Raw genomic sequence first — 9,507 nt, 5'->3', positions numbered from 1 at the left:
CCTCCCGGCCGCCGGCCTCGGTTCGGCGGCCGGCGGCCGGGAGGCGGGTGGGGCCCGCGGGCCGCGTATCCGGGTGACCGGAGGCGGTGTTCGTCGAGGTGAGCATGGGTCCGGTCCCCCTTTCCGTCTCTCCGGCCGTGCGACCGCACGGCACATCGGGATGCCGTACGGCCGGACGGCCGGGCTTTCCCCCGGGTCATCGTGCCCGACCGGCACCCGGCCCCGCATTGCCGGTTCCCGGCAATGTTGCCTAGGGTCTGGGTGCCGGTGACTGTCAGGAACCCGTCACCGTGGAGCGGACCTCAGGGGGCCAGGTTGACGGAACGGGACGTGCCCGAGCGCTTTCTCGACGGCTATGCGCGCATCCTCACGGAGGCGGCGGCGACCGGGCGGCGCCTCACCCGGGAGGAGATCGAGTCCCGGCGCGCCCTGGGTGAGCAGGCCGCCGACGCGGGGTGGGGGCTGCGCGCCTGTGTGACCGCGCATCTGGCCGCGACCCGGGAGGCGTGGCCGCGCACGCCGGGCGCGGCCGACAGTGCCCTGGCCACCGTGCAGCAGGCGGTGGACGCGTTCGCGGAAGGGTACGAGCGGGCGCAGCGGCAGGCGGTACGGCAGGAGGAGGCGGCGCGGCGGGAGTTCATCGACGACCTGCTGTACGGCCGCAGCGACCTGGGCCGGCTCGCGGAGCGCGCGGAGCGGTTCGGGCTGCGGCTGGCGCACGCGCACGCCGTGGCGGTCGCCGAGGGTCCCGTCGCCTACGCGGAGGGCTCCGGGGTGCCCCGCCGGGTCGAGCAGGCGCTGCTGTCCCGGTTCGGCAACCGCAATGTGTTGCTCACCACGAAGGACGGCCGTCTGCTGTGCATCGCGCCGGGCCAGGAGAGCGAGGTGCTGCCGTATTTCGCGAAGCAGGCGCATGCGGCGACGGACGGCGGGCGCGTCGCGATCGGCCGGCCGCAGCCCGGTCCGGGCGGGGTGGTCCAGTCGTACGAGGAGGCGCTGAACGCGCTGGAGCTGGCGGAGCGGCTCGATCTCGACGACCCGGTGCTGTACGCCGCCGACCTGCTGGTCTATCCCGTGCTCACCCGGGACCGGCAGGCGATGGCCGACCTGGTCGCCAATACGCTCGGTCCGCTGGCCGAGGCGCGGGGCGGTGCGCGCCCGCTGCTGGACACGCTCGCCGTGTACTTCGACAGCGGCTGTGTCGCGGCGGAGACGGCACGCCGGCTGTCGCTGAGCGTGCGCGCGGTGACGTACCGTCTGGAGAGGGTGCACCGGCTCACCGGTGCCGACCCCGCCGACCCGAACCACCGCTACATGCTCCAGACCGCGGTCATCGGGGCGCGGCTGCTGGACTGGCCCGACAAGGAGCTGTGAACGCCGCCCGCCCGTGGTGCCGAGGTGCGTCGGCCCGGCGTCGAGTGGTGCCGCTCACATTTTCTTCACCCGGGTGGCATGAGTCCCGGAATGCGGGGCAACCGGGGGTGCAGGGCGCTCGCCGGACGGGGGGGCGGGTTCATGACGACAGGGAGGGCTGTGTGATGGCGACGACGGTCGACACGGTGACGCGTACCGAGACGGAACTGCCCCGGATCGCGGAACCGCAGAAGGTCGGCCCGCAGGACGCGCGCGCCCTCACCAAGGTCTTCCTGGAGCGGCTGGCCGTGCTGGAGGAGGGCACGCCCGAGTACCAGTACGCCCGCAACACGCTGATCGAGATCAACATGTCGCTGGTGCGGTACGCGGCGGGCCGGTTCCGCAGCGGCGGCAACCAGACGATGGAGGACATCGTCCAGGTCGGTGTCATCGGGCTGATCAAGGCCATCGACCGGTTCGAGGTCTCGCGCGAGGTGCAGTTCACCAGCTTCGCCGTGCCGTACATCGTCGGTGAGATCAAGCGGTTCTTCCGGGACACCTCGTGGGCGGTGCATGTGCCGCGCCGGCTTCAGGAGGCGCGCAACGAGCTGGCGAAGGCGACGGAGGAGCTGAGCACCCGGCTGGGGCGGGCGCCGAAGGTGTCGGAGCTGGCGGCGCTGATGAACCTCAGCGAGGAGGAGGTCGTCGAGGCGCAGGTCGCCGCGAACGGTTTCACGTCCGCCTCGCTGGACGCGGCCGTGCGGACCGACTCGGACGACAACGACGCCTCGCTGACGGCGTTCATCGGCGCGGACGACCCCGGTATGGAGCTGGTGGAGAACTTCCACGCGCTGGCCCCGCTCATCGCCGAGCTGGGCGAGAGGGACCGGCTGATCCTGCATCTGCGGTTCGTGGAGGAGCTGAAGCAGGCCGAGATCGGGCGGCGGCTCGGCATGTCGCAGATGCATGTCTCGCGGCTGCTGTCACGGATCGTGGCCCGGCTGCGGGAGGGCATGCTGACGACGGAGTGACGGCGGGCATCCGCTGTCCCACGGGCGGGCGGTCGGCGAGGGCCGGCCGCCCGCCCGTCCGTCTTCGTCGGTTCTCGGTCAGGTGTCGGGTGTCACTGCTCGCTGTAGGTGAGGTCGCCGACGGTCCAGGCGCTGACGTCCCTGATGGCGACCCGGTACATCCCGCCGGTCTCCGGGATGCCGAGGCTGCCCTGGAGGATGCGGGCGAGGTGGAAGTGCAGGTGGGTGGGTGCCTCGCCGCGGGCGGCCCGGTTGCCCAGGGAGTCATGGGAGAAGACGGCCGAGAAGGGGCCGAGCCGGTCGGAGTCCTTCAGCACCTCCGCCACCCGCTCCCGCCACACGGCCTCGGGAGCGAGCCGCCCGGTGATGACGGCTCCGCCGACGACCACGGTCAGGGACATCTGATTGCTTCGCTCGGCCTCCACTGTTGCGGCGATGGCGACGAGCAGCTCATCAGGCTTCGACATGACTAGAGCTTATGCGGCCGGTCGGCCGATCGGTGACCGTCGGACGCAAACCGCCACGGCGGTACCCCCGACACCACCGGCCACCGTCGCCTCTTCCCTTCGGTACGGCGCCCGCGCGGGAGCGCGGTGTTCGCGGTCCGTAAGGTCCTCCCCCGCCTTCCCGGCGTAGCGTGACAAGAAGGGTCAAACCGGCCCCGGAGGTGGCCGGGGCCGTTCCGGCGGAGGGAGCGATCATGTCGATCCAGGAGGCTCAGGAGACGCGGAAGGCGCCGCTGGACACCGCCGCGCAGGAGGCGTTCGCGGGGAAGATGGTCGGCGTCCTGAACGACGCGATGCTCGCGCTGATGACCAGCGTCGGCCACCAGTGCGGGCTGTTCGACACGATGGCGGGGCTTCCGCCGTCGACGAGCGCGCAGATCGCCGAGGCGGCCGGGCTCCATGAACGCTACGTCCGCGAGTGGCTGGGCGGCATGGTCGTCGGCGGGATCGTGCGGTACGACGCGCGGAACGGCACGTACACGCTGCCGCCGGAGCACGCCGCGTGCCTCACCACGGCGGCCGGGCCGGACAACATCGCGGGCATGATGCCGTACGTCGCCCTGTGCGGTGAGGTCGAGCAGCAGGTGGTGCGCAGCTTCCGTGAGGGCGGCGGGGTGCCGTACTCGGCGTATCCGAGGTTCCAGGCGTTGCAGGCGCAGGAGACCGCGCGGGTGTACGACGCCGCGCTGGTGGACGTGATCGTGCCGCTGGTGCCGGGGCTGACGGAGCGGCTGCGCGACGGCATCGACGTGCTGGACGTGGGCACCGGGCAGGGGCATGCCCCGCTGGTGCTGGCCGAGGCGTTCCCGAAGAGCCGTTTCCGCGGCCTGGACCAGTCGGAGGCCGGGATCGCGACGGCCCGCGCGGAGGCCGAGCGGCGCGGGGTGACCAATGTGGAGTACGTCCTCGCCGACTCGACGACGGTCAGCGGGGAGTACGACCTGATCACCGCGTTCGACGTCATCCACGATCTGGCGCGCCCGGCGGAGACGCTCGCCGCGATCGCGGGGGCGCTGCGGGAGGACGGCACGTTCCTGATGTGCGACATCGCCGCCTCCAGCAACCTGGAGGAGAACATCGACAACCCGTTCGGGCCCGGACTGTACGGCTTCTCGATCTTCTACTGCATGACCACGTCGCTGAGCACCGGCGGTGCCGGGCTCGGCACGGTGTGGGGGCAGCAGACGGCGGAGCGGATGCTGCGGGAGGCGGGTTTCACGGAGGTCGCCACATCGCAGGTCGAGGGCGACCCGATCAACCTGTACTACGTGGCGCGCAAGCGCCCGGTGACCGCGTCCTGACGCGGTCGCGGCGAAGGCCGGCCGGGCGGGTGCCCGGCCGGCCTTCGCCGTGCCGAGTGTGGGGTTCAGGCTGCGGCCCGCGAGCCGGCGGGGACGGCGGTCTCCGCGGTCCGGTCCACGTCCTGCACGACGCGGTGGCGGCGCACCGGCGTGAACACGGGGTGGGAGATGCTGTAGGCGGCGCCCTTGCAGATGATCTCCTTGTAGCGGGCGGCGAGCCGGCCGGTGAGCGCCCGGGGGACGGCGCGGTCGTCGGCGGTGACGAACTGGATCAGGCCGTCGCGGCGGCCCAGCGATATGCACTGGTTGAAGTAGCGGATCGACACGGCCGGGACCTTCCGGCCGGTCAGGCGGGCCGCGATGGCGTCGGCTGCCTGCCAGGCCATGGGCCCGCCGGAGGCGCACGACATGCGCAGCGGCTTGTCGCCGGGCCCCATGGCGAGGGCGGCGTCGCCGACGGCGTACACGTCCGGGTGCGACACCGAGCGCATGGTGCCGTCGACGACGATCCGGCCGTCGTCGGCGGTCTCCAGGGTGGTGGCGCGGGCGATCGGGTGGACGGCGAAGCCGGTGGTCCACACGGTGACGGCGGCCGGTACGACGGTGCCGTCGTCGCCGAGGACCCGGTCGGCCTCGACGGCGGTGACGCGGGTGTGCTCGTGGACGGTGATGCCGAGCCGGTCGCAGACCTTCCGCAGGTGGGCGCGGCCCTTGTCGGACAGCCAGTCGCCGAGCGTGTCGCGGGCGACGAGGGCGACGTCCAGGTCGGGCCGGGCCTCGGCGATCTCGGCGGCGGCCTCGATGCCGGTGAGGCCGCCGCCGACCACGACGACGGGCTGTCCTTCGGTGAGCGCGGCGAGCCGCTCCCGCAGCCGCAGCGCGCCGGGCCGGCTCGCGATCTCGTCGGCGTGCTCGGCGACGCCGGGGACGCCGTGATCGGTCCAGCCGCTGCCGAGGGCGTACACGAGGGTGTCGTACCGAAGGGTGTCGGCCGTGCCGTCCGCGGAGGTCACCGCGACGGTCCGGGCGTCGGCGTCGACGCCGGTCACCCTCGCGAGCCTCAGCTCCACGCCGGTCCCGGCGAAGATCTCGGCGAACGGGCGGGGGGTCAGGTCCTGGCCGGTCGCGAGCTGGTGCATCCGGACGCGCTCGACGAAGTCGGGCTCGGCGTTGACGACGGTGATGTGGACGTCCTCGCGGTGCAGCCGCTTCGCGAGGCGCCCGGCGGCGACGGTTCCGGCGTATCCGGCTCCGAGGACGATGATGCGGTGCTGCATGGTCTGGCTCCTGTCTGCGCGGGTCCGCACCTTGTCGCGGGTCCGCCCCTTGTTCTGCGCGGTGTCGCCCCTTGAACCGGGCGGCGTGCGCGTTCCTGACAGGAATCCGGCAAAAACTTTATGTGACTCAGGTCACAAGACGACCTTGGGGTGGTTCAGAAGACCGTGACCAGCGGTTTTCCGTGCTCGCGGGAGTTCCACTGCCGGGTCGCCCGCTCCAGCTTGTCCGGGTTGACCTGGCTGCGGACGGCGACGATGCCCTCGTCGGTGACCTCCAGGCACATGATGCCGACGACCCGCCCGTCCACCACCGCCACCAGCGCGGGCTCCCCGTTGGCGACCGTCGCGTACACGTCCGCGGAACCGCCGACCAGCTTCCGCTTGGACTCGGCGGGCCGGAACAGCCCCCGCAGGAACTTCGCGACCGCCAGCGCGCCCTCGAACGCCTTCGCCCGAGCCGGCACCTTCCCGCCGCCGTCCCCGATGGAGACGGCGTCCTGCGTGAGCAGCCGTACCAGCGGCTCGGTCTGCCCGCTCGTCGCCGCGGCGAGGAACTCCTCCACGATCCGCCGCGCCGCCGCCTCGTCGATCTCCGCACGGGCCTTGCCCTCGGCAACATGCTTCTTCGCCCGGTGCAGGATCTGCTGGCTGGACGCCTCGCTGATGTCGAGGATCTCCGCGATCTCCCGGTGCGAGTAGTCGAACGCCTCCCGCAGCACGTACACGGCACGCTCGTTCGGCGACAGCCGCTCCAGCAGCACCAGCACGGCGTACGACACCGACTCGCGCTGTTCGGCGGTGTCGGCGGGCCCCAGCATCGGGTCACCGGCCAGCAGCGGTTCCGGCAGCCACTGCCCGACGTACGTCTCCCGGCGGACACGCGCCGACGTCAGCTGGTTGAGGCACAGATTGGTGAGGACCTTGGTCAGCCACGCCTCGGGCACCTGGATCCGCCCGACATCGGCGGCCTGCCAGCGCAGAAACGTCTCCTGCACCGCGTCCTCGGCCTCGGCGGAGGAGCCGAGCATCCGGTACGCGATGGCCTCCAGCCGCGGCCGGGCACTCTCGAACAGGTCGACGTGCTCCATGGTCAGCCCCATGGCTCGATCCTAACCACCGGCCCCCGCCACCGGAGGCCCCGATGGGCACCGCCACCGGAGGCCCCGACGGGCACCACCGCCCGTCCCCGACCGTCCCGCTGTCCCCGCCGGCCGAGACGCCGGCCGAGACGCCGGCCGAGACGCCGACAGGCGAGGCTCCTTCCACGGCCACCGCCCCACGCCCCCTGCGCGCCGCGCCGGATGCCGCACCCCGCCGACCTGTGCGGGTGAAGGGGTGAGCGCGGGATCGCGCGGCGGGGCATGGATGAACATTCCCGGAACCCGGTCCCCGCGCGGGACCGGGTCAGGCATGCGATCGCCTGGAGGCGAGTGATGAAGCAACACGACCCGCAGGGTCGGGCCGAACCCCCGGACCGCTCCCGCGGCAGCGACAGGACCCACCATGTGCCCGTCCTCATCGTCGGCGGTTCCCTCGTCGGGCTGTCGACCTCGCTGTTCCTCGGACGGCTCGGTGTGCGGCACACCCTCGTGGAACGGCACTCCGGCACGTCCCACCACCCGCGCGGACGCGGCAACAACGTCCGCACGATGGAGCTGTTCCGGGTCTCCGGCACCGAGCCCGGCATCCACCGCGCCGCGGAGACCCTCGCCGGCAACCACGGCATCCTGCAGACGCCGACCCTCGTCGGGGACGCCGGCGAGTGGCTGTTCCGGGAGATCGACCCGGGCGGCGGGCTCGCCCGGTTCAGCCCCACCGGCTGGTGCCTGTGCAGCCAGAACGACCTCGAACCCGTCCTGCTGGACCACGCGAAGAGGCTCGGCGGCGAACTGCGCTACTCCACCGAGATGCTGTCCTTCGAGGCCGACGCGGACGGTGTCACCGCGCTGGTGAAGAGCCGGGAGACCGGCGAGCACACCCGTATCCGCGCCCAGTACCTCGTCGCCGCGGACGGTCCGCGCAGCCCCGTCCGCGAGCAGCTCGGCATCGGGCAGAGCGGGCCCGGCGAGCTGTTCCACAACGTCAGCCTCACCTTCCGCTCCCGCCGCCTCGCCGATGTCGTCGGCGACCGCCGGTTCATCGTCTGCTACCTCACCACCCCCGGCGCGGACGGCGCCCTGCTGCCCGTCGACAACCGGGAACACTGGGTGTTCCACGCCCCCTGGCACCCCGAACAGGGCGAGACGCTGGAGGAGTTCACCGACGAGCGGTGCGCCGACCACATCCGCCGCGCGGTCGGCGCCCCCGGCCTCGACGTGGAGATCACCGGCCGCGCCCCCTGGCACGCCGCGCAGCGCGTCGCCCGCAGCTATCGCTCCGGCCGCGTCTTCCTCGCCGGGGACTCCGCGCACGAGATGTCCCCGACCGGCGCGTTCGGGTCCAACACCGGCATCCAGGACGCCCACAACCTGGCCTGGAAACTCGCCGCCGTCCTCGGCGGCTGGGCCGGCGAGAAGCTGCTGGAGTCGTACGACGCCGAACGCCGCCCCGTCGCCGAGGCCACCAGCGCCCGCGCCGCCGCCCGGTCGGCCGAGCACAGCCACCCCGGTTTCGCGCCGCCCCCCACCATGGGCGGCGGCGGACCGCAGCGCGGCATCCTCAACGTCGCCCTCGGCTACCGCTACCCGGACGGCGCCGTCGTCGGCACCGACCCCGCCTCCCCGGTCGTACCGGAGAAGCTCGACCTGTCCGGGGAACCCGGCACCCGCGCCCCGCATCTGTGGGTGCGTCACCAGGGCGCACGGCGCTCCACGCTCGATCTGTACGAGCGGTCCCTGGTGCTGCTCAGCGACGCCGAGCAGGGCCAGGCCTGGCACCGGGCGGCGCTGCGGCTCGCGGACGAGCTGTCCGTGCCGCTGGTCTCCCACCGGTTCGGCGCCGTCGACGACGTCGCCGGCCTCCAGGCGGAGGACGGCGCGGACTGGGCCGAACGGCACGGCACGACCCGCGCAGGCGCCGTCCTCGTACGACCGGACGGGTTCGTCGCCTGGCGGTCGCCCGGCGCGCCCGACGCAGACGCGGAACCGACGCTGCGTCACGTCCTGACCAGGGTGCTCGGCCTGCACTGACCCGGCCCTCCCGCTCCCGCCGGGGCGTCCGGTGCCGCACCGGGCGCCCCCTTTTCGTGCCCGTCCCGCCCCGACGGGCGTCACCCGCGTGAGCGCCCCGAGTGGTGGGCGTGAGGCGCGTGACTGACGGTGGTTCACATCGGGGCCGGGTTCCCTCAGCTGACACACAGACAGCTGCCCGGCCACGGTGGAAGGACCCTCAGATGCGTTCAGCTCGCATGCTCCTGGCCACGGCGGCGGCCGGCGCCGCCCTCGTGATCGGCGCCGGAGGCGCCTACGCGGCCGGCAGCGACCACGACAGCTCGTCCTCCGGTCGCGGCGACTCCTCGTACAGCAAGAAGGAGGAGAGCGGCTCCGGCTGGTCGAAGGAGAAGGACAAGGGCGGCAAGGAGAAGGAAGGGGGCTACAGCCACGACGGGCCCCACGGCGGCGTCCACACCGGCGGCGGCGCGCTGAGCATGCTCCAGCAGAACGACTGGGGCAGCTCCAGCGACCCGAAGTACGACCCGGAGACCTACAAGGACAAGGGCAAGAGCAGCTCCAGCAGCTCCTCCGGCGACTCCTGGGGCGGCAAGCACGAGTCGCCCCACGGCGGCATGCACACCGGCGGCGGCGCGCTCGCCGGTTCGTCGGTGACCGCCGGCGGCCTGGCCGTCCTCGCGGTCGCGGGCACCGGCCTGTACGCCGTCCGCCGCAAGAAGTCCGCGGCCGGCCTGGCCTGACCATGCCGTCCGACATAGCCGCCGTGGCCGCCACCCGCGCGCGCCGCGTGGCGGCCCGGCCGGCCCCTCCCCACCCCGAGGGGCCCCGCACAGCCGTACGGCCAACAGGACACCCACGGCCCGTGCAACCCGCAGGACACCCACGGCCCGTACGACCCGTACGGCCCGTACGCCCCCCGGGGCCCGTGC

At 73.0% G+C, this 9,507-nt stretch carries 8 protein-coding genes; 5 read left to right on the top strand and 3 right to left on the bottom strand.

Annotated elements, in window-relative coordinates; translation table 11 throughout:
• The first annotated feature begins 315 nt into the window (after positions 1-315).
• Positions 316-1,374 carry a PucR family transcriptional regulator gene (locus MTQ10_RS22860; protein ID WP_247471828.1) on the top strand — a complete coding sequence of 353 codons (1,059 nt, stop codon included), beginning with the start codon at positions 316-318 and terminating at the stop codon, positions 1,372-1,374.
• A 164-nt stretch (positions 1,375-1,538) separates the two neighbouring features.
• Positions 1,539-2,384, top strand: a complete 846-nt coding sequence (locus MTQ10_RS22855) for a SigB/SigF/SigG family RNA polymerase sigma factor (protein WP_247471825.1) — start codon at positions 1,539-1,541, stop codon at positions 2,382-2,384.
• 92 nt (positions 2,385-2,476) lie between these two features.
• Here MTQ10_RS22855 and MTQ10_RS22850 read toward each other — a convergent pair whose 3' ends face one another.
• Complete coding sequence (locus MTQ10_RS22850; RefSeq protein ID WP_247471821.1) at positions 2,477-2,851, bottom strand: hypothetical protein; 375 nt, start codon at positions 2,849-2,851, stop codon at positions 2,477-2,479.
• A 233-nt stretch (positions 2,852-3,084) separates the two neighbouring features.
• Between MTQ10_RS22850 and MTQ10_RS22845 the strand changes: the two genes are divergently transcribed.
• Positions 3,085-4,191 carry a class I SAM-dependent methyltransferase gene (locus tag MTQ10_RS22845; RefSeq protein WP_247471818.1) on the top strand — a complete coding sequence of 369 codons (1,107 nt, stop codon included), beginning with the start codon at positions 3,085-3,087 and terminating at the stop codon, positions 4,189-4,191.
• 65 nt (positions 4,192-4,256) lie between these two features.
• On the opposite strand, the gene MTQ10_RS22840 is transcribed toward MTQ10_RS22845, so the two are convergent.
• On the bottom strand, positions 4,257-5,468 hold the full coding sequence (locus tag MTQ10_RS22840) for an NAD(P)/FAD-dependent oxidoreductase (protein WP_247471816.1): 1,212 nt from the start codon (positions 5,466-5,468) through the stop codon (positions 4,257-4,259).
• 155 nt (positions 5,469-5,623) lie between these two features.
• On the bottom strand, positions 5,624-6,568 hold the full coding sequence (locus MTQ10_RS22835) for an RNA polymerase sigma-70 factor (protein WP_247471796.1): 945 nt from the start codon (positions 6,566-6,568) through the stop codon (positions 5,624-5,626).
• A 333-nt stretch (positions 6,569-6,901) separates the two neighbouring features.
• Between MTQ10_RS22835 and MTQ10_RS22830 the strand changes: the two genes are divergently transcribed.
• A complete protein-coding gene (locus MTQ10_RS22830; RefSeq protein WP_247471794.1) occupies positions 6,902-8,596 on the top strand; it encodes an FAD-dependent oxidoreductase in 1,695 nt (564 codons plus the stop codon).
• A 203-nt stretch (positions 8,597-8,799) separates the two neighbouring features.
• Positions 8,800-9,318, top strand: coding sequence for a hypothetical protein (locus MTQ10_RS22825; protein WP_247471791.1), 519 nt, complete (start codon positions 8,800-8,802; stop codon positions 9,316-9,318).
• Positions 9,319-9,507 lie beyond the last annotated feature (189 nt).

Source organism: Streptomyces sp. XM83C, from assembly GCF_023072675.1.
GTDB classification, from domain to species: Bacteria; Actinomycetota; Actinomycetes; order Streptomycetales; family Streptomycetaceae; genus Streptomyces; species Streptomyces thermocoprophilus.
Note: the sequence above shows the minus strand (reverse complement) of the source record. Positions and strands in the feature narration are given on the sequence as shown.